Origin of the sequence: Sulfitobacter alexandrii, assembly GCF_001886735.1 — a bacterium.
GTDB lineage: Bacteria > Pseudomonadota > Alphaproteobacteria > Rhodobacterales > Rhodobacteraceae > Sulfitobacter > Sulfitobacter alexandrii.
Window position 1 is genome coordinate 2622043 of the sequence record NZ_CP018076.1, and the last position, 17876, is coordinate 2639918.

The 17876-nt window shown below is 64.7% G+C and carries 16 protein-coding genes; 14 read left to right on the plus strand and 2 right to left on the minus strand.

The features are described from left to right. Positions 1-141: 141 nt before the first annotated feature. The 3 genes from tldD to topA all read left to right on the plus strand — a co-directional run bounded on the left by tldD (position 142) and on the right by topA (position 5792). Entirely contained in the window at positions 142-1563 is a 1422-nt protein-coding gene (tldD, locus tag BOO69_RS12900) for a metalloprotease TldD (protein ID WP_071972529.1), read from the plus strand. Positions 1564-1697: 134 nt separating this feature from the next. Further along, positions 1698-2855, plus strand: a complete 1158-nt coding sequence (dprA, locus tag BOO69_RS12905) for a DNA-processing protein DprA (RefSeq protein ID WP_071972530.1) — start codon at positions 1698-1700, stop codon at positions 2853-2855. Positions 2856-3155: 300 nt separating this feature from the next. Beyond that, entirely contained in the window at positions 3156-5792 is a 2637-nt protein-coding gene (gene topA, locus BOO69_RS12910) for a type I DNA topoisomerase (protein WP_071972531.1), read from the plus strand. An 81-nt stretch (positions 5793-5873) separates the two neighbouring features. Here the strand turns inward: topA and BOO69_RS12915 are convergent, their stop codons facing one another. Further along, positions 5874-6962, minus strand: a complete 1089-nt coding sequence (locus tag BOO69_RS12915) for a Hint domain-containing protein (protein WP_071972532.1) — start codon at positions 6960-6962, stop codon at positions 5874-5876. A gap of 168 nt (positions 6963-7130) precedes the next feature. Here BOO69_RS12915 and BOO69_RS12920 point away from each other — a divergent pair, with 168 nt between their 5' ends. The 3 genes from BOO69_RS12920 to BOO69_RS12930 are packed head-to-tail and all read left to right on the plus strand — an operon-like array spanning position 7131 to position 8741. Then, the gene (locus BOO69_RS12920) at positions 7131-7835 is read left to right on the plus strand and encodes a CoA transferase subunit A (protein ID WP_071972533.1); all 705 of its coding nucleotides are present in this window, start codon (positions 7131-7133) and stop codon (positions 7833-7835) included. Continuing rightward, on the plus strand, positions 7835-8458 hold the full coding sequence (locus tag BOO69_RS12925; RefSeq protein WP_071972534.1) for a CoA transferase subunit B: 624 nt from the start codon (positions 7835-7837) through the stop codon (positions 8456-8458). Before BOO69_RS12920 ends, BOO69_RS12925 begins: the two co-directional genes overlap by 1 nt. Continuing rightward, positions 8451-8741 (plus strand): GNAT family N-acetyltransferase, encoded by a 291-nt coding sequence (locus tag BOO69_RS12930; RefSeq protein ID WP_071972535.1) that lies wholly within the window; start codon positions 8451-8453, stop codon positions 8739-8741. The genes BOO69_RS12925 and BOO69_RS12930 overlap by 8 nt, the downstream gene beginning before the upstream one ends. Positions 8742-8807: 66 nt before the next feature. Here BOO69_RS12930 and BOO69_RS12935 read toward each other — a convergent pair whose 3' ends face one another. After that, positions 8808-9638: a lytic transglycosylase domain-containing protein gene (locus BOO69_RS12935; RefSeq protein ID WP_172839535.1), complete on the minus strand. Its 831-nt coding sequence runs from the start codon at positions 9636-9638 to the stop codon at positions 8808-8810. A 395-nt stretch (positions 9639-10033) separates the two neighbouring features. Between BOO69_RS12935 and BOO69_RS12940 the strand changes: the two genes are divergently transcribed. From BOO69_RS12940 to BOO69_RS12975, 8 genes are all read left to right on the plus strand, one after another. Continuing rightward, complete coding sequence (locus BOO69_RS12940; RefSeq protein WP_071972536.1) at positions 10034-10219, plus strand: hypothetical protein; 186 nt, start codon at positions 10034-10036, stop codon at positions 10217-10219. A 110-nt stretch (positions 10220-10329) separates the two neighbouring features. Beyond that, the gene (locus BOO69_RS12945; RefSeq protein WP_071972537.1) at positions 10330-10512 is read left to right on the plus strand and encodes a hypothetical protein; all 183 of its coding nucleotides are present in this window, start codon (positions 10330-10332) and stop codon (positions 10510-10512) included. Positions 10513-10690: 178 nt separating this feature from the next. Further along, on the plus strand, positions 10691-11548 hold the full coding sequence (cpaB, locus tag BOO69_RS12950; RefSeq protein ID WP_071972538.1) for a Flp pilus assembly protein CpaB: 858 nt from the start codon (positions 10691-10693) through the stop codon (positions 11546-11548). A gap of 217 nt (positions 11549-11765) precedes the next feature. After that, positions 11766-13202, plus strand: a complete 1437-nt coding sequence (locus BOO69_RS12955; RefSeq protein ID WP_071972539.1) for a type II and III secretion system protein family protein — start codon at positions 11766-11768, stop codon at positions 13200-13202. Between the two features lie 4 nt (positions 13203-13206). Further along, complete coding sequence (locus BOO69_RS12960) at positions 13207-13887, plus strand: OmpA family protein (RefSeq protein ID WP_083545518.1); 681 nt, start codon at positions 13207-13209, stop codon at positions 13885-13887. A 276-nt stretch (positions 13888-14163) separates the two neighbouring features. After that, positions 14164-15405 (plus strand): CpaE/TadZ family protein, encoded by a 1242-nt coding sequence (locus BOO69_RS12965; RefSeq protein WP_071972541.1) that lies wholly within the window; start codon positions 14164-14166, stop codon positions 15403-15405. A 23-nt stretch (positions 15406-15428) separates the two neighbouring features. Then, a complete protein-coding gene (locus BOO69_RS12970) occupies positions 15429-16862 on the plus strand; it encodes a CpaF family protein (RefSeq protein ID WP_071972542.1) in 1434 nt (477 codons plus the stop codon). A 45-nt stretch (positions 16863-16907) separates the two neighbouring features. Then, positions 16908-17870, plus strand: coding sequence for a type II secretion system F family protein (locus BOO69_RS12975; protein WP_071972543.1), 963 nt, complete (start codon positions 16908-16910; stop codon positions 17868-17870). Positions 17871-17876 lie beyond the last annotated feature (6 nt).

Sequence of the window (17876 nt, forward strand, 5' to 3'; positions counted from 1 at the left end):
CGCCGGACAGGCCAGATGATCGCTGCCCGCCCCGTTGTAATCTCGGTGCTTACAATCATATTCTGTCCTCGAGATAAAGACACTTCGATTGCGTCAAACGGACGCGACACGTCTTTTGCGCCGCAAAATCAGGACAACTTCATGAGCAGCAGCCCCTTTTCCCCTTTCAACGACCTGCTGGACCGCGACGCGGCCCTGAAAACCCTGCGCGCGGCGGTGGCGGGGGCCGATGACGGCGAACTTTTCTTCGAACGGCGGCGGTCCGAGGGCCTGATGTTCGACGACGGGCGGCTCAGAAACGCGAACTACGACGCCTCCGAAGGGTTCGGCCTGCGCGCGGTGCGCGGCGAGGTTGCGGGATACGCGCATTCCACCGAAGTCTCGCAAGCCGCGCTGGAACGGGCGAGCGAGACCGCGCGGCTCGCCGTGGGCGACGGCGGCGGCACCTGGGCCGATGCGCCCGAGGGCACGAACCGCCGGCTCTACACCGACGACGACCCGATCGCCGGCGCGGCCTTTCCGGTCAAGGTGGAGACCCTGCGCGAGATCGACGCCTTCGCACGGGATCTGGACCAGCGCGTGGTGCAGGTCAGCGCCAGCATCTCCGCCTCGCTGCAGGAGATCGAAATCCTGCGCCCCGAAGGTACGTCCGTCCGCGATGTGCGGCCGATGACGCGGGTGAACGTGTCGGTCATCGTCGAACAGGATGGCCGCCGGGAAAGCGGCACCGCCGGCGGCGGCGGGCGCATCGCGCTCGACGGGCTGCTCGATCCGGCGGACTGGCAGGCCAAGGCGCGCGAGGCGCTGCGCATCGCGGTGGTTAACCTAGATGCCGTGCCGGCCCCTGCCGGCGTGATGGACGTGGTGCTGGGCCCCGGCTGGCCGGGCATCCTGCTGCACGAGGCCATAGGCCACGGACTGGAGGGCGATTTCAACCGCAAGGGAAGCTCCGCCTTCGCCGGCCTGATGGGCCAGCGGATCGCCGCGCCCGGCGTGACCGTGCTGGACGACGGCACGATCCCGGACCGGCGCGGATCGATCAGTGTCGATGACGAGGGCACGCCTTCGGCACGCAACGTGCTGATCGAGGATGGCAGGCTGGTCGGCTACATGCAGGACAGGCAGAACGCCCGGCTGATGGGCGTGAAGAGTACCGGCAACGGGCGGCGTGAATCCTTTGCGCATATTCCGATGCCGCGCATGACGAACACCTACATGCTGGGCGGCGACACCGCGCCGGGCGATATCGTGGCCGACCTGCGCGACGGTATCTATGCGGTCGGGTTCGGTGGCGGGCAGGTCGACATCACCAACGGCAAGTTCGTGTTTTCCTGCACGGAGGCGTACCGCGTGCAGAACGGTGTGGTCGGCGCGCCGGTCAAGGGTGCCACGCTGATCGGTGACGGGGCCACGGCCCTGCAGCAGATCAGGGCGATCGGAAACGATCCCGCGCTCGATCCCGGCATGGGCAACTGCGGCAAGCAGGGTCAGTGGGTTCCCGTGGGCGTGGGCCAGCCCACCCTGATGATCGGCGGGCTGACCGTCGGAGGCAGCGCCGCCTGACCCGGCAGGCGGGCGACAGGGTGACCGAACCCTTGCCGATCCGATCCGCCTTTGCGTCAAAGCGGCCGCATTCGATTCATTCCCTGTTAACCGCACGGGCCTATACCTGATTCTGCAACAGGCGGAGCATCGGGATGACTGACAAGGACCTACATCCTTCTTCCACTCACCCCCCACTCCCACCCACCCCGGAAGACGAACAGTTTGCCCGACTCCGTCTGTTGCGCTCGCGCCGGGTCGGAATAACGACGTACAAACGACTGCTGACCGAATACGGCACCGCGCAGAACGCGCTGGCCGCGCTGCCGGAGGTGGCGCGCGCCGCGGGCGTTTCCGATTACACCCCCTGCCCCGAGGGCGTGATCCATGCCGAGCTGAAAGCCGCACGCGCGGCCGGTGCGCGGCTGGTGATGCTGGGAGAGTCCCCCTATCCCGCGCTCCTTGCCGAACTCGACGATGCGCCGCCCTTCCTGTGGTGCCTCGGGAACACCGATCTTCTGTCGCGGCCGATGATCTCGCTCGTCGGGGCACGCAACGCGTCTTCGCTTGGCACGCGCATGTCGCGGGGTCTTGCCCGCGAGCTCGGCGTGGCCGGGTTCGTCGTGGTATCGGGGCTTGCCCGCGGCGTGGATGCCGCGGCGCACCTGGGCGCGATGGACAGCGGCACGGCAGCGGTGCAGGCCGGCGGTGTCGACGTGATCTATCCCGCGGAAAACACCGGCCTCGCGGAGGATATGTCGCGACGCGGCTTGCGGCTGTCCGAACAGCCCATGGGGCTTCAACCAATGGCGCGCCATTTCCCGAGCCGTAACCGCATCATCTCGGGGCTGTCCCGCGCCACCGTCGTGGTCGAGGCCGCCGCGAAGTCCGGCAGCCTCATCACCGCCCGCGACGCGCTGGACCAGGGCCGCGAGGTGCTGGCCGTCCCCGGTCATCCGCTGGATGCCCGCGCCGCCGGATGCAACATCCTGATCCGGGAGGGGGCGACGCTGGTACGTTCCGCCGCGGACATCCTTGAGGCATTGAGCGAGGGTACGGCGCCCGCGCGCGCACCGGCGACGCCCGTTCCGGCAGCGCCGCCCCGGCCTCCCGCACCGCTGCGGACCCTCAAGGAAGCCGCGCGTCTCCACCAGCAGATACTCGCGCGCCTCGGCCCGTCGCCGGTGGCCGAGGACCAGCTTATCCGCGACCTCAAGGCAGTGCCGGCCCAGGTGGCCCCGGCGCTCGTCGATCTGGAACTGGACGGCCAGATCACCCGGCAACCCGGCGGGCTGCTGACCCGCGTCGTGTGATCTGGCCGACCGGCCTGCGACACCGGCCCGCGCACATCGCCACAGCCCGCCACAACCCTCCGTATACCGACTTCGGTGCCATGAACCGATTGTCGCCCGCAGCCGATGGCACGGGCTTCGACCCTGTTTCGACCGCCTGTTTCACGCCGGGCCGAACGGCGGCACCGGCGCCGCGCCCCGCCGCCGCGCAAGGGACCGAACGGGCAGACCCGCCACCGTCGCGCATTGACAATCCACCCTGCGATCCCACATGACACAACGCACGGATAACCCCGTCATAATGATCAAGGTACTGAATTCATGCCAGTTGTTGTTGTCGAATCTCCTGCCAAGGCCAAAACGATCAACAAGTATCTGGGGGACAACTACACCGTTCTGGCTTCGTACGGGCACGTCCGGGACCTGCCGCCGAAGGATGGTTCGGTCGATCCCGACCACGATTTCGACATGAAGTGGGAAGTCGCGAGCGACAGCAAGAAACACGTCAAGGCGATTGCCGACGCGCTCAAGGAAGACAACGAACTGATCCTCGCGACCGACCCCGACCGCGAGGGCGAGGCGATCAGCTGGCACCTGCAAGAGGCGCTGACCGCCCGCAAGTCGATCAAGAAGGACACGCCCGTCAGCCGCGTGGTATTCAACGCCATCACCAAGGCCGCGGTGACGGAAGCCATGAAGAACCCCCGGCAGGTCGACATGCCGCTGGTCGAGGCATATCTGGCGCGGCGCGCGCTGGACTACCTCGTTGGCTTTAACCTGTCGCCGGTTCTCTGGCGCAAGCTGCCGGGCGCGAAATCGGCGGGCCGCGTGCAATCGGTCACCCTGCGCCTGATCGTCGAGCGCGAGATGGAGATCGAAGCCTTCCGCCCGCGCGAATACTGGACGGTCAAGGCGCTGCTGGCGACCCCGCGCGGGCAGGAATTCGAGGCGCGTCTCGTGACCCTGGCGGGCGACAAGCTGGACAAGTTCGACCTGTCCGACGAAACCAAGGCCGAAATGGCGGTTCAGGCGATCACCAGCCGCGACCTGACCGTCTCGGACGTCGAGGCCAAGCCGGCATCCCGCAATCCTTCGGCCCCCTTCATGACCTCGACGCTCCAGCAGGAGGCCAGCCGCAAGTTCGGCATGGGCGCGCGCCAGACCATGAGCACGGCGCAGCGTCTCTACGAGGCGGGGCACATCACCTACATGCGGACCGACGGTATCGACATGGCGCCCGAGGCGGTGACCATGGCGCGCGACGCGATCGCCGAACGCTTCGGCGCGGATTACGTCCCGGCGGAGCCGCGCCTCTACAAGAACAAGGCCAAGAACGCGCAGGAGGCGCACGAGTGCATCCGGCCAACTGACATGACCCGCGATGCCGCGTCCCTGAAGCTCGAGAGCGACCAGGCGAAACTCTACGACCTGATCTGGAAACGCACCCTTGCCTGTCAGATGGCCAGCGCCCGGCTCGAGCGTACGACGGTCGAGATCGGCAGCCGGGACGGGCAGGTCGGCTTGCGCGCCACCGGCCAGGTCGTGCTGTTCGACGGTTTCCTGCGGGTCTACGAGGAAGGCCGGGATGACGTTGTCGACGAAGACGACAAGCGTCTTCCGCAGATCGGCGCCGGCGACAAGATCGACAAGCGCGCGGTGACGCCTGAGCAGCATTTCACCCAGCCCCCGCCGCGCTATACCGAGGCGACGCTGGTCAAACGCATGGAGGAGCTCGGCATCGGTCGTCCCTCCACCTATGCCAGCATCGTCACCACCATCCAGGACCGGGAATATGTGCGCCGCGATGGCCAGCGGCTGGTGCCGGAGGACAAGGGCCGGCTGGTCACCGCCTTCCTCGAGAACTATTTCCGCCGCTACATCGGCTACGATTTCACCGCCGACCTCGAAGACCAGCTCGACAAGGTGTCGGCGGCCGATGCGGATTATAAGGATGTGCTGGGCCGGTTCTGGCGCGACTTTTCGGCCGCCATCGCCGAGACATCCGACCTGCGCATCACCGAGGTGCTGGAAAAGATCAACGAGGTGCTGGAGCCGCACCTGTTCCCGCCGACGGAAGACGGCAGCGATCCGCGCCTCTGCCCCCATTGCGGTCAGGGACGCCTGTCCATGCGCACCGCGCGTTCCGGTGGCGCGTTCATCGGCTGTTCGAATTACCCCGAATGTCGCTACACCCGTCCCTTCGGCCCACCGGACCCGGAAGCCGAAGCAAGCGCGATCCCCCCGGACGGCAAACTGCTGGGCACCGACCAGGGCGACGAGATCCGCGTCTTCAAGGGTCGCTTTGGCCCCTACGTGCAGCGTGGCGAGGTGACGGAGGAAAACAAGAAGCCGCCACGCCAGTCGATCCCCAAGGATTGGCCACCGGAGGAATTGAGCCTCGAGCGGGCCCTGATGCTTCTGTCGCTGCCGCGCGAAATCGGTCCTCACCCGGAAGACGGTGTGATGGTATGGTCCAACATCGGCCGCTATGGCCCCTATCTCAAGCACGCGGAAAGCACGTCGCACCGGGGGGGCACCAACGCCAACCTCGAGAGCATCGACGAGGTCTTCACCGTCGGGATGAACCGCGCGGTCCAGTTGCTGGCCGAGAAGGTTGCCAGCCGGGGCGGACGCGGACAGGCGGCCAAACCCCTGCGTGAACTGGGAGAGCACCCCGAAGCGGGCGGCGCGGTCAACGTGATGAAGGGCAAGTATGGCCCCTACGTGAAGTGGGAAAAGATTAACGCGACGATACCCGATACGATCGATCCCGAAGATCTGACCATGGCCCAGGCCATCACTCTGCTGGACGAACGCGCGGCAAAGTCCGGCAAGAAGAAGCCAGCGGCGAAGAAGAAGCCGGCGGCCAAGAAGGCAGCGGCCAAGAAGACCACCGCCAAGAAGACGACGGCAAAGAAGGCAAGCCCCGGCAAGGGCGCCGCCGCCAAGGATAGCTGAGACCCTTACCGCACCGCCGGCCCGCGTCCGCCCTCAATAGATGGTGAGCCTGTCCCGCGACCGGCCCGTTGACGGTTTCCCCTACCCCCGCGCCGGTTGCAGCGGCTTGCCATTCTGCAGGTGCCGCCTGACCAGCGCGCGGCAGCCGGGGCCCTGAACCAGCGGGCGCGCCGGCGGGGCGAGAACAACGCCCTCCACCGAGGGATAGTATTGGCGGGCGATGCGCCGCTGAAGCGGGCTCATGTGGCCCAAGGCCACCTTCCCCGGCCAGAGACTTTCCGACACCATCCCGTGCGAGACCAGCAGATCGTGCCGCGCGGTCATGACGTGGAGATAGGTAACGCTGCCCTGTCCCGGGGCCAGTGCGATGCCCGGCACCCCCAGCAGGTCGACCGCACGAACGAGAACTTCGGCCGAGCCGAAAATGCGCGCCGCGATGGGCGAGGCAACCAGCACCCGGTGCTGACGCGAGACTTCCACATCGCGGAAAGGCACGTTGGGCCCGAGTGCCCCGGCCGCGATGCGCACCGGCGCGCCGCGGCCCTGCCGATCGCCGCAGATCCGCGTGGCCAGCACGACGTCGGCCGGGCCTGCATCGACTGTCAGAACGCTGTCGCCCGCGCCAAGGCGGGCCACGTCGATCGGCCCCTCCGGCGTGTCGATCATGGTGCCAGCAGCGAAACAGGTGACGAAAGCGTCAGGTTCCGGGTTGGCGACAGTGCCGTAGAAGGTACTGCCGACCACCGCGTCGAACCGGATCGAAACGATCGGTCCATCGTCCAGCACGGCGTTCAGCGGGCTGCCCTGCTGGTAGGGAACGATGAACAACCGGCCCGAGGTATCCTGCAACAGCTCCAACTCGGTCGTCGCGGTCGTTCCGTCGGCGAAGGTCACCGTCACCGCATAGTCCGTGACGCTGTCTATGGCCCGTGCCACGCCACCCATGGTCACACTGTCCGCGAAAGCCAAGAGGTCGTTCTCCACGGACGTGCCGTCACCGTTGTTGTCGGTCATGGTGATGTCCACGAGCGACAGGTACGCGGGCGCGCCCGCCGACCCGAAGACCGTGCCGACCATCGACGCCGCCAGATCGGTGGTCTGGTCCAGCTCGTAAAAGTCGAGGTCCGCGTAGACGCCGAGGTACATCGCCTCGAAGATGTGGGTTGTCATGGTGGCTCCCGCCCCGTTCTCGCTGTGATGCAAGGCAGCTAGCCGAGAGGTCTCAAGATCGGATTAAGGCGATGGCTGGGTCCACCGGTCTACGCATTCCTACGCATTTGACAGCCGCAGCGGTGCGGGCCATACCTGCATCGACACGGTAACGGGGAAAGGTGCGAGATGAAAAAGGTCTATGGTTCCGCCGCAGAGGCGCTGGAAGGCGTCCTGAGCGACGGCATGCTGATCGCGGCGGGCGGTTTCGGACTCTGCGGGATACCGGAACTCCTCCTTCAGGCGATCAAGGAAAACGGTGCCAAGAACCTCACATTCGCCTCGAACAACGCGGGAGTGGACGATTTCGGCATCGGTATCCTGCTTCAGACCCGACAGGTGAAGAAGATGATCTCGTCCTACGTGGGCGAGAACGCGGAATTCATGCGCCAGTACCTCAGTGGCGAACTCGAGCTGGAGTTCAACCCCCAGGGCACGCTGGCCGAACGGATGCGTGCCGGTGGCGCGGGCATTCCGGGTTTCTACACCAAGACCGGCGTCGGCACGCAGATCGCCGAAGGCAAGGAACACAAGGAGTTCGACGGAGAGACCTATATCCTCGAACGCGGCATCTTTGCCGACCTCAGCATCGTGAAGGCGTGGAAAGCAGACGACACCGGCAACCTGATGTTCCGCAAGACGGCCCGCAACTTCAATCCGCCCGCCGCGATGTGCGGCAAGATCTGCATCGCCGAAGTGGAAGAGATCGTGCCGCGCGGGTCGCTGGACCCCGACAAGATCCACCTGCCGGGCATCTACGTGCACCGGATTGTTCAGGGCACCCACGAAAAACGCATCGAACAGCGCACCACGCGCAAGCGGGAGGAAGCATGATGGGCTGGGATCGCAACCAGATGGCCGCACGCGCGGCGCAAGAGCTCGAAGACGGCATGTACGTCAACCTCGGCATCGGCATCCCGACGCTGGTGGCCAACTACGTGGGCGACAAGGACATCACCCTGCAATCCGAGAACGGCATGCTGGGCATGGGCCCTTTCCCCTTTGAAGGCGAAGAAGACCCCGATCTCATCAATGCGGGCAAGCAGACGATCACCGAACTCAGCCGGACGTCGTACTTCGACAGCGCCATGTCATTCGGCATGATCCGCGGCGGCAAGATCGCGGCGGCGATCCTCGGCGCGATGGAAGTGGCAGAGAACGGCGATCTTGCCAACTGGATGATCCCCGGCAAGCTGGTCAAGGGCATGGGCGGCGCGATGGATCTCGTCGCCGGCGTGGGAAAGGTCATCGTGGTGATGGACCACCAGAACAAGGCGGGGGAAAGCAAGGTGCTCAAGCAGTGCACATTGCCCCTGACCGGGACCGGCGTCGTGAACCGCATCATCACCAACCTCGGCGTGCTGGATGTCGTCGAAGGCGGGCTGCGGATCGTGGAGTGCGCGGACGGCGTGACAGAGGAAGAACTTCGCGCGGCGACCGAGGCGACGATTGTCTGAGGGCGAGGTTTCCCGCGAGGAAACCGGCAGCAAGGGCCGCTACAGCATCGTCGTGGACGGCCACGAGGCCGAGCTGACCTACTCCCGGCTCGGCGCCACCCAGGTGATCGCGGATCACACCGGCGTGCCCGATGCGCTGTCGGGTCGGGGCGTCGGGCTGAAACTCGTCGAACGGCTGGTGGCGGACGCGCGCGCCGAAGGGTTCAAGATCGTGCCGCTCTGCCCCTTCGTGAACGCCATGCGGCGCAGACACCCGGACTGGGCCGACGCCTTCAAGGTCTGAGCTTCGGCGCATGACACGCCCTGAGGGTAAAAGGGCCGTGGTGCCGCGCGCATACGGCCCCAGGCGTCAGTTCATCGCGGCAAAGACGCATCCATCGGAGATCAGCTCGGGCGGTGTCTTGCACAGGCCTTTCGCGACCTGAAAGGCCGCGAGGACTTTCGGCACGTAGTCGCGCGTCTCGGCGAAGGGCGGCACGCCGGCGTGCTTGCGGACCGATCCCTCGCCCGCATTGTAACCCGCCAGCACGAGAATCGGGTCACGGTCGAATTCCTGCATCAGCCAGTCGAGGTATTTCACCCCGCCGGTGATATTCTGCGCGGCGGCAAAGCTGTCGGTCACGCCGAAACGCGCCGCGGTGGCAGGCATCAGCTGCATCAGCCCCTGCGCCCCTGCCCGGCTCACCGCATCCGCGCGCCCCGCCGATTCGACCGAGATCACCGCCAGCACCAGCGCGGGCGAGACCTGCGTGCCGATGGTCGACCGCAGGATATCGATGCCATTGACCTTGGCGATGTCCTGCATCTGCTGCAGGCGCGGGCTGCTCACCTTGCCCGCGGCGCCCGCGAGCGTGGCCATCGCCGCTTCCAACCGCCCGGCGCCGGACGGGCCGATCGCGGGCGATACCTTGTCCCAGAACCAGTCGTACTGCCCCGGATCCTTGGGCACTATCGCGCCCGAGGGTTCCGCCTCCACCGCGGGGCCCAGCTTCGGCCTGGGTTTCAGCGCCGCGGCCTGGACCGCCGGGTCGATCTGGATTCCGATCCGCGGCTTGCTGCCGGGCTTGGGGGCTTTCACCCGCTTCGCGGAAAAGTCGGGGAAGCCCGAAGGTGCTTCCGCTGCAACGGGGGATGCCACCAGCGCGCCCGCGAGGAGCGCGATTGCAATTCTACGAGTCATGCCTGCCTGCCGTTTGTTATATGTCGGCTCGATTTTCAGGAAGTTTCACACAAAACCGCGTTTGAAACCAGCTTTTGCGGCTCCCAAAGGGGTCTGAACCTGCCAATCAGGGCGCCGATTGCGGCAATTCCGCCATATTTCCCGTCCGGATAGGTAGAATTTGAACCAACCGCCCCGAAACCAGAGGAAAGTTTTCAACGAAATCAGTGCCTTGTGATTTTTCTTGGGGCCAGCGTGCGAAAAAGCCGAAAAGTCACATTTGCCGCCAAATTCATGCCCCAATCAGACGGCTATATAGCGTCATACCAAGTCGGACAGACGCTCAACTGAGAGAACGGCGTCACCAACGGACGGCAGGGTGTAACCTTAAAACCTGATCCTTGGAGGGACAAAACATGATGAACTTCTTCGCAAACTTCAAAAAAGACGAATCCGGTGCCGTGACTGTTGACTGGGTCGTGCTGACCGCCGCCGTTGTGGGCCTGGCCGTTGCTGCATACTCCTCGATCCAGACCGGCGCTTCGGGCCTGACCGACCGCACCGCGACCTACCTGGACGGCCGTACGCCCGGCACCAACTAATTCGAACCTGATGGTTTGAAAATTCGGGGCCGCACTCTGAGGATCAGACTGCGGCCCCGTTTTCGTCCCGGTCCGGCGATCGGGTAACCCTCTGCGTGAGGAGCACAACAATGGTGCGCAAACTGAGAGAATTCCGAAAGTCCGAACGTGGCGCTGTCACGGTGGACTGGGTCGTGCTGACAGCCGCCGTCGTTTCCCTGGCGGTCGTGATTGTCCTGACGATCCACAACGGCGCAGAAAGCGTGGGCGACGGCACAGGCACCTGGCTTGGCAACAGGACAGTCGGCAACTGATCCCAACACTTCGGAGCCTGACCAGAAGGTCGGGCTTCCGGTCTTTGGCGGCAGGTTTGCCTATCCCCGCCCCAGCCTTTCCACGCGATAGGCAACAAATCGTCAGATTCGGACGCTAGTCCGGATGGATCACAGAGGCGCCGGACCGATCCGGCACGAATGAGCAAGAGGTGACAACATGCGGATGGTATTTGGACTGGTCCTTCTGGTGGGCATCGCGCTGGCAGGCGGGGCCGTGTATCTGGCCAAGGATCGGATCGCGCAATACCAGATAGCGAATGCGCGCGCCCAAGAAGCCCTTTCCCAGGTCGTGCCGACGGTCAGCGTCTTCGTGGCGCAGGGGCCGTTGAAATATGGTCAGAAACTGATGCCGGAGGACGTGCGCGAGGTCTCCTGGCCCGAGAACGCGATCCCTGAAGGCGCGTTCACCGACCGTGCCGTCCTGTTCCCCGAGAATACGGATGACGCCCGCGTGGTCCTTCGTGCGATGGAAAAGGACGAGGCGATCATGGCGCTCAAGGTCACGGCACCGGGCGAAGATACCGGTCTGACCTCGCGGCTGGAGCGCGGCAAGCGTGCCTTCACCATCAAGGTGGACGTGTCGAGCGGCGTGTCCGGCTTCCTGCGCCCCGGCGACCGCGTCGATGTCTACTGGACCGGCCGGATCAACATGAACCGTGACAGCCTCTCCGGCGAGGTGACCAAGCTGATCGAGGCGGGGGTGCAGCTGATCGCCGTCGACCAGACCGCGGGCGGAGACCTGAGCGAGGCGACAATCGCCCGCACCGTGACCGTCGCGGTCAGCCCGCAGCAGGTCGCGGCCCTCGCGCAAGCCCAGTCGACAGGCAACCTGTCGCTGTCCCTGGTCGGTGCCGAAGACGACACGATCGCCTCGGCCATCGAGGTCGACCAGCGCGCCCTGCTCGGCATCGCCACCGAAGAGGTCAAGGTCGAGGTCGCCAAGGAAAAGGTCTGCACGATCCGCACCCGCCGCGGTGCCGAGGTCGTCGAACTGCCGATTCCCTGCACAAACTGATGCTGCGGCACTGCCGCAAGATCGTTCAAAACCAATTGCTTGACCCGGCGTCGCCTGATCGCGGCGCCGGGTCCTTATTTGTTATGTTGCTATTTGTCCACATAAGGAATGCACTCGAACGCCTTGATTCTTGCAATAAAATGGAAACTGGCGCAGAGTGTTTGAAACGACGGGCGAAAAGACCCTATTTTGAGGCGTGATCAAAAAGGCAGGTCACATGAAAATCGACAGATTTCTGAAAGCGGCCCTTCTGGGCCTGACTTTGACTGCTGCGCCTGTCGCAGTGCTCGCTCCGATGACAGCGCAGGCCGATACGCTTCGGGTGATGAAACGTGGGACCAACGCCGCGCTTGACGTGCCCATGAACCGCGCTGTCGTGGTCGAAAGCGACATCCCCTTCGCGGAACTCAGCATCGCCAACCCTGGCATCGCGGACATCTCGTCGTTGTCGGATCGTACCATCTACGTTCTTGGCAAGGCCCCCGGCCTCACGACCTTGACCCTGCTCGACGCCAGCGGACAGCTGATTACCAACGTCGACGTGCGGGTGGCGGCGGACGTGTCGGAGTTCAAGGAACGCCTGCGGCAGATCATGCCCGGCGAAAACATCGAAGTCCGCACGGCCAACGACGGCATCGTCCTGTCGGGCATCGTGTCCTCCACCCAGCGGCTGCAGCGCGCACTCGACCTCGCGGAGCGCTACGCGCCGGAGCGGGTGTCCAACCTGATGAGCGTCGGCGGCATCCAGCAGGTGATGATGAAGGTCCGCTTCGCCGAGATGCAGCGCAACGTGTCGAAGTCCCTCGGGGCGTCGCTGGCGCTGAACGGGGCCATCGGCGGCACCGGCATCAACGGCGGCACCGGCACGACAAACACCGCGGGCGGCGTCGCGGGATCCCTTGGCGGCAACATTCCGGCGACCAACCAGAACGCCGGCGCCGTGCTGTTCGGCTTCAACGCCGGATCCACGCAGGTGGGTATCCTCCTCGAAGCGCTTGAGGAAAAAGGCGTCGTGCGGTTCCTGGCAGAGCCGAACCTCGTCGCGCTTTCGGGGCAAGAGGCCAAGTTCCTCGCCGGGGGCGAGTACCCCGTGCCGGTGGCCCAGACCGACAACCGGATTTCGGTCGAATTCAAACCCTTCGGCGTCGAACTGGTCTTCGTCCCCCGCGTGGTGGACAAGGATATCATCAACCTCGAGCTCAAGGCCGCCGTTTCGGCCATCGACCCCACCAACAGCCTGGAGCTGGGCAACGGCATCTCGATCGCGGCCTTCACGCGGCGCGAGACCTCCAGCACGGTCGAAATGCGCGACGGAGAGAGCTTTGCCATCGCGGGTCTGCTGACCGACGATTTCACCGACAATTCCCGCCAGCTTCCATGGATCGGCGACGTTCCGGTCCTTGGCGCGCTGTTCCGTTCGGCGGACTACCAGCGAAGCCAGACGGAACTGGTCATCATCGTGACTGCACATCTGGTCACCCCGACCCGCGGCGAGGCGCTTGCCCTGCCCACGGACCGGATCAAGCCGCCCACTGAAAAGGATCTGTTCCTCTACGGCCGGACCGCCGAAGGCACGCGCACGCCCCGCAAGGGCGCTGCCGGCGAGGTTGCCAAACAGGACTTCGGCGGATCATATGGTTACGTACTGGACTGAAAAGATGACACCGAGGCTGGCCATGAAACTCAAGCTCACCACTGCTTCGGCAGGTCTGGCCGCCCTTCTGGGATGCGCCCCAAGCTCCGATCCCGTCTACACCCAATTCTACCGGGAGGCGGGATCCCTCGTCGATACCGGCTATTTCGGCAACGCGACGCTGAACAACCGGCTGGTGATGACCGGAGAGCGTCAGTACACCCTCGATCTGGCCAACCGCTTTGCGGCCGAGGTGACCTCGGTGGTCACCTTCGACTTCAACTCCGCCCAACTGGACGGCACCGCGCAGGCGGTCCTGCGCCAGCAGGCCGACTGGATCCGCCAGTTCCCCGAGATCCGTTTCCGCGTCTATGGCCACACGGATGCCGTCGGCTCGAACGCCTACAACAAGGCACTGGGCCTGCGCCGGGCCAACGCCGTGGTCGGCTATCTGTCCACCCTGGGCATCAGCCGCAGCAGGCTCGAGGCGGTCGTGTCGTTCGGCGAGACGCAGCCGCTGATCGTGACCCAGGGCCGCGAACGCAAGAATCGCCGCACCGTCACCGAGGTGAGCGGTTTCGTGCAACGCCATCCGACCGTGCTGGACGGCAAATATGCACAGATCATCTACCGCGACTACGTGGCCAGCGCCGTGCCACCCACGCAGCTCAGCGACACGCTGACCTCCGTGGTCGGCGGCCAATAACGCTTGCATTGGGGGCCGTCGGCCCCCATCGCGCCGCCCGCCCCACCCCGCGGAACCGGCTGATCAATCGGCGCGACAGCGCCTGATCGTTTCAACAAACCCAACAATCTGTCCGTTTTGGCCCCAATCTCGCCCAAGTCTCAGGCGATATTTCCTGCGATACGACGAATGTGTCCGTGCAAAACGCCGGACATGGGCGACCGCGCGGGGCCAAACTGCACTCGGAACAAGCAGCAGCTCGGCCGGCCACGCCCTGGTGATCAGAGGAACAAGGCCATGAGTAGTGTAATGCCGCAACCGGAAACCGCGCCTATTGTCGCCTGCACCGTCAGCCGTGACGTGCAGAACTTCGATCTTTTGATCGAGGACATGGAAGAGATCATGGGCGAAAGCTGGGGTGATCTCGGTTTTGCCGAGGCACTCGCGTTCTTCAACCAGCCCGAAGCCTCCGCGATGGAGTTCATCGCGCTCGCGATGGATCAGGAGGACGAGGAAAACCTGGCGCTGATGTCCGAGATCATCAGCCAGGCCAAGGCGCATGACGTGCGCGTCATCCTGATTGCCGAAGATGTCACGCCCGCCGCGCTGCATTCGCTGCTGCGTCAGGGCGCCGACGAATTCGTCCCCTACCCCCTGCCCGAGGGCGAACTCGCGCAGGCGATCTCGCGGATCCGGCAGGAGGAACAGACGGCGCCGCAACCGGCCGAAAGCAACGGGCCGCAGCTGCGTGCGGGCACCAACAAGAACGGCGCGGTGATCGTCGTGCACGGGGTTGCCGGCGGGGTCGGCAGCACCACGATGGCCGTCAACCTTGCGTGGGAACTTGCCACCGCGGACAAGAAGGCGCCGCCGTCGGTCTGCCTTCTGGATCTCGACCTGCAATACGGGTCCGTCGCGACCTTCCTCGACCTGCCGCGCCGCGAGGCAGTCTATGAAATGCTGTCCGACACCGAGAGCATGGACGAGGAAATCTTCGGACAAGCCATGCTCACCTACGAGGATCGGTTGAACGTGCTGACGGCGCCCACGGACATGCTGCCCCTCGATCTTCTCAGCGCCGAGGACATCGAACGCGTGCTCACCATCGCGCGCAGCCAGTTCGACTATGTCGTGATCGACATGCCGTCGACCTTGGTCCAGTGGTCGGAGACCGTGCTCAACCAGGCGCATGTCTATTTCGCGCTCATGGAACTCGACATGCGGTCGGCGCAGAACACGCTGCGGTTCAAGCGTGCGTTGCAATCCGAAGACCTGCCGGTCGAGAAATTGCGCTACGTGCTGAACCGCGCGCCGAAATTCACCGACCTGAGCGCAAAGAGCCGAGTGAAGCGGATGGCGGAATCACTGAGCATTTCCATCGACCTGCAACTGCCCGACGGGGGCAAACCGATTACGCAGGCCAACGACCATGGCCTGCCGCTCGCCAATTCGGCCCCGAAGAGCCCCCTGCGCCGTGAGATCGCGAAACTCGCGGCCTCCATCCATGACCTCAAGGGCGACCAAGCCGAAGCCGCCTGATCCAGTAGCGAAAGAGAACAGCCATGTTTTCGAAGTACAAGAAAACGCCTGACGCCGCCCCGGCCCGCAAGGAGGCCGCCGTTGTCGATCTGGCCCCTCCGCCCTCGGCGCAGCCGGCCAAGACCGTCGTGCGCAAGGCCGTGAAACCGGCGGCGCCCGCGCCGGTAGACAAGGATGTGAAGCGCAAGCAGCGCATGGGCGAGATCAAGCTGGAGCTGCACCGCGCACTGCTGGACAACCTGAACCTCGCGGCGCTCGAACACGCGACCGAGGCCGACCTGCGCCAGGAGATCAACGCCATCTCGGCCGAGATCCTGGCGGAAAAGAGCATCGTCCTGAACCGCGAAGACCGGATGACACTGAACTCGGAGCTTTTCGACGAGGTGACCGGTCTCGGCCCGCTCGAGACGCTGCTCAAGGACGATTCGGTCAACGACATCCTCGTGAACGGGCCGCAGCAGATCTTCGTCGAACGCGACGGCCGTCTGGAACTGACGGACATCACCTTCAAGGATGAAAAGCACCTGTTGCGGATCATCGACAAGATCGTGAGCGCGGTGGGACGCCGGGTGGACGAATCCAACCCCTACGTGGACGCCCGTTTGCAGGACGGGTCGCGCTTCAACGCCATGGTGCCGCCCATCGCGGTCGACGGCAGCCTCGTATCGATCCGCAAGTTCAAGAAGGACAAGCTGGGCATCGACGACCTCGTCAGGTTCGGCGCCTTCACCGAGGAAATGGCGGCCTATCTTCAGGCCGCCGTGGCGACCCGGCTGAACATCATCGTGTCGGGCGGTACGGGGTCGGGCAAGACGACGACACTGAACGCGCTGTCATCCTTCATCGATAACGCCGAACGCATCCTTACCATCGAGGATACCGCGGAACTTCAGCTTCAGCAGACCCACGTGGGGCGCATGGAAAGCCGCCCCGCCAACGTCGAGGGCAAGGGCGAGGTGTCGCCCCGCGACTGCCTGAAGAACGCGCTGCGGATGCGGCCCGACCGCATCATCGTGGGCGAGACCCGCGGCGAGGAAGTCATCGACATGCTTCAGGCCATGAACACCGGCCACGACGGATCGATGACCACGATCCACGCCAACTCCGCCCGCGACGGAGTCAGCCGCCTCGAAAACATGATCGCCATGGCGGGGATCGAGATGCCGCTCAAGGCCGTGCGGTCCCAGATCTCCTCGGCCGTGAACCTGATCGTGCAGGCCTCGCGCCTTCAGGACGGCTCGCGCCGGATGACCTCGATCACCGAGATCACCGGCATGGAAGGGGACGTGATCTCCATGCAGGAGATCTTTCGCTATCAGCGGGTGGGCCTGACACCCGACAACAAGATCATCGGCCACTTCACGGCCACCGGCGTGCGCAGCCACTTCGCGGAAAGGTTCCGCATGTGGGGCTACGACCTGCCGTCCTCAATCTACGAACCCATCGCGGCTCAGTAAGGCCGTGCCAGAACAGATGCGTCTGCCCATCAAGGAACAAGTGCAATGAGTGCCGAACCGATTATCTATGGCCTGATCTTCATCGGCGTGCTGGTGCTGGTCGAGGGCCTGTACCTCGTGGCCTTTGGCAAATCCATCAGCCTCAACAGCCGGGTCAACAGGCGGCTCGAGATGCTGGAGAAAGGCACCCGCCGCGAGGAGGTGCTGGACAAGCTGCGCAAGGAAATGCAGCAGCACATGGATGCCAAGACCATTCCGCTCTACTCGCTGCTGTCCATCAAGGCGCAGAAGGCCGCGATCGCCTTCACGCCCAAGCAGTTGCTGATGATCATGGGCGGCGTGTCCGCCGCGGCGTTCATGGCGCTGACGGTCGGAACCGAAACGGACGCGCCGGTACGGGCGCTTCTTTCCGTCGGCATCGGCGTCGGCGGTGTCTACTTCTGGATCTCGGCCAAGGCGAACAAGCGCATGGGCATGATCGAAGAGCAGCTTCCCGATGCGGTCGAATTGATGGTCCGCTCGCTGCGGGTGGGGCACCCGTTCTCCAACGCGATTTCCATCGTCTCGAAGGAGATTCAGGATCCGCTCGCCTCGGAATTCGGGGTGATCGCGGATGAATCCGCCTATGGCCGTGACGTGGGCGAGGCGCTCAAGGACATGGCCGAACGTCTGGACATGCAGGATTTGCGCTTCCTCGCCGTGGCCGTGACGATCCAGCAGCAGTCAGGCGGTAACCTGGCCGAGATCCTCGCTGGCCTCGCCAAGGTGATCCGGGCCCGTTTCCGCCTGTTCCGCCGGGTCAAGGCGATCACGGCAGAGGCGAAATGGTCGGGCAAGTTCCTCTCCGCCTTCCCCATCGTCGCGCTGATCGTCATCAACGTGAGCGATCCGCACTACTACGACGAAGTGCGCGACCACGCCCTGTTCATCCCGGCCTGCTTCCTCGTGGGCATCTTCCTCGCGCTGAACCTCTTCGTGATGCGCGTTCTCACCGACATCAAGGTATAAGGCGCC

Excerpts from the sequence above, each read along its gene's own strand:
- BOO69_RS12925 (WP_071972534.1), top strand. The coding sequence starts at position 7,835 with ATGGGCTGGGATCGCAACCAGATGGCCGCACGCGCGGCGCAAGAGCTC.
- dprA (WP_071972530.1), top strand. The coding sequence starts at position 1,698 with ATGACTGACAAGGACCTACATCCTTCTTCCACTCACCCCCCACTCCCA.
- BOO69_RS12920 (WP_071972533.1), top strand. The coding sequence starts at position 7,131 with ATGAAAAAGGTCTATGGTTCCGCCGCAGAGGCGCTGGAAGGCGTCCTG.
- BOO69_RS12915 (WP_071972532.1), bottom strand. The coding sequence starts at position 6,962 with ATGACAACCCACATCTTCGAGGCGATGTACCTCGGCGTCTACGCGGAC.
- BOO69_RS12960 (WP_083545518.1), top strand. The coding sequence starts at position 13,207 with ATGACACCGAGGCTGGCCATGAAACTCAAGCTCACCACTGCTTCGGCA.
- BOO69_RS12955 (WP_071972539.1), top strand. The coding sequence starts at position 11,766 with ATGAAAATCGACAGATTTCTGAAAGCGGCCCTTCTGGGCCTGACTTTG.
- BOO69_RS12970 (WP_071972542.1), top strand. The coding sequence starts at position 15,429 with ATGTTTTCGAAGTACAAGAAAACGCCTGACGCCGCCCCGGCCCGCAAG.
- BOO69_RS12975 (WP_071972543.1), top strand. The coding sequence starts at position 16,908 with ATGAGTGCCGAACCGATTATCTATGGCCTGATCTTCATCGGCGTGCTG.
- topA (WP_071972531.1), top strand. The coding sequence starts at position 3,156 with ATGCCAGTTGTTGTTGTCGAATCTCCTGCCAAGGCCAAAACGATCAAC.
- BOO69_RS12965 (WP_071972541.1), top strand. The coding sequence starts at position 14,164 with ATGAGTAGTGTAATGCCGCAACCGGAAACCGCGCCTATTGTCGCCTGC.
- BOO69_RS12940 (WP_071972536.1), top strand. The coding sequence starts at position 10,034 with ATGATGAACTTCTTCGCAAACTTCAAAAAAGACGAATCCGGTGCCGTG.
- BOO69_RS12935 (WP_172839535.1), bottom strand. The coding sequence starts at position 9,638 with ATGACTCGTAGAATTGCAATCGCGCTCCTCGCGGGCGCGCTGGTGGCA.
- cpaB (WP_071972538.1), top strand. The coding sequence starts at position 10,691 with ATGCGGATGGTATTTGGACTGGTCCTTCTGGTGGGCATCGCGCTGGCA.
- tldD (WP_071972529.1), top strand. The coding sequence starts at position 142 with ATGAGCAGCAGCCCCTTTTCCCCTTTCAACGACCTGCTGGACCGCGAC.
- BOO69_RS12945 (WP_071972537.1), top strand. The coding sequence starts at position 10,330 with ATGGTGCGCAAACTGAGAGAATTCCGAAAGTCCGAACGTGGCGCTGTC.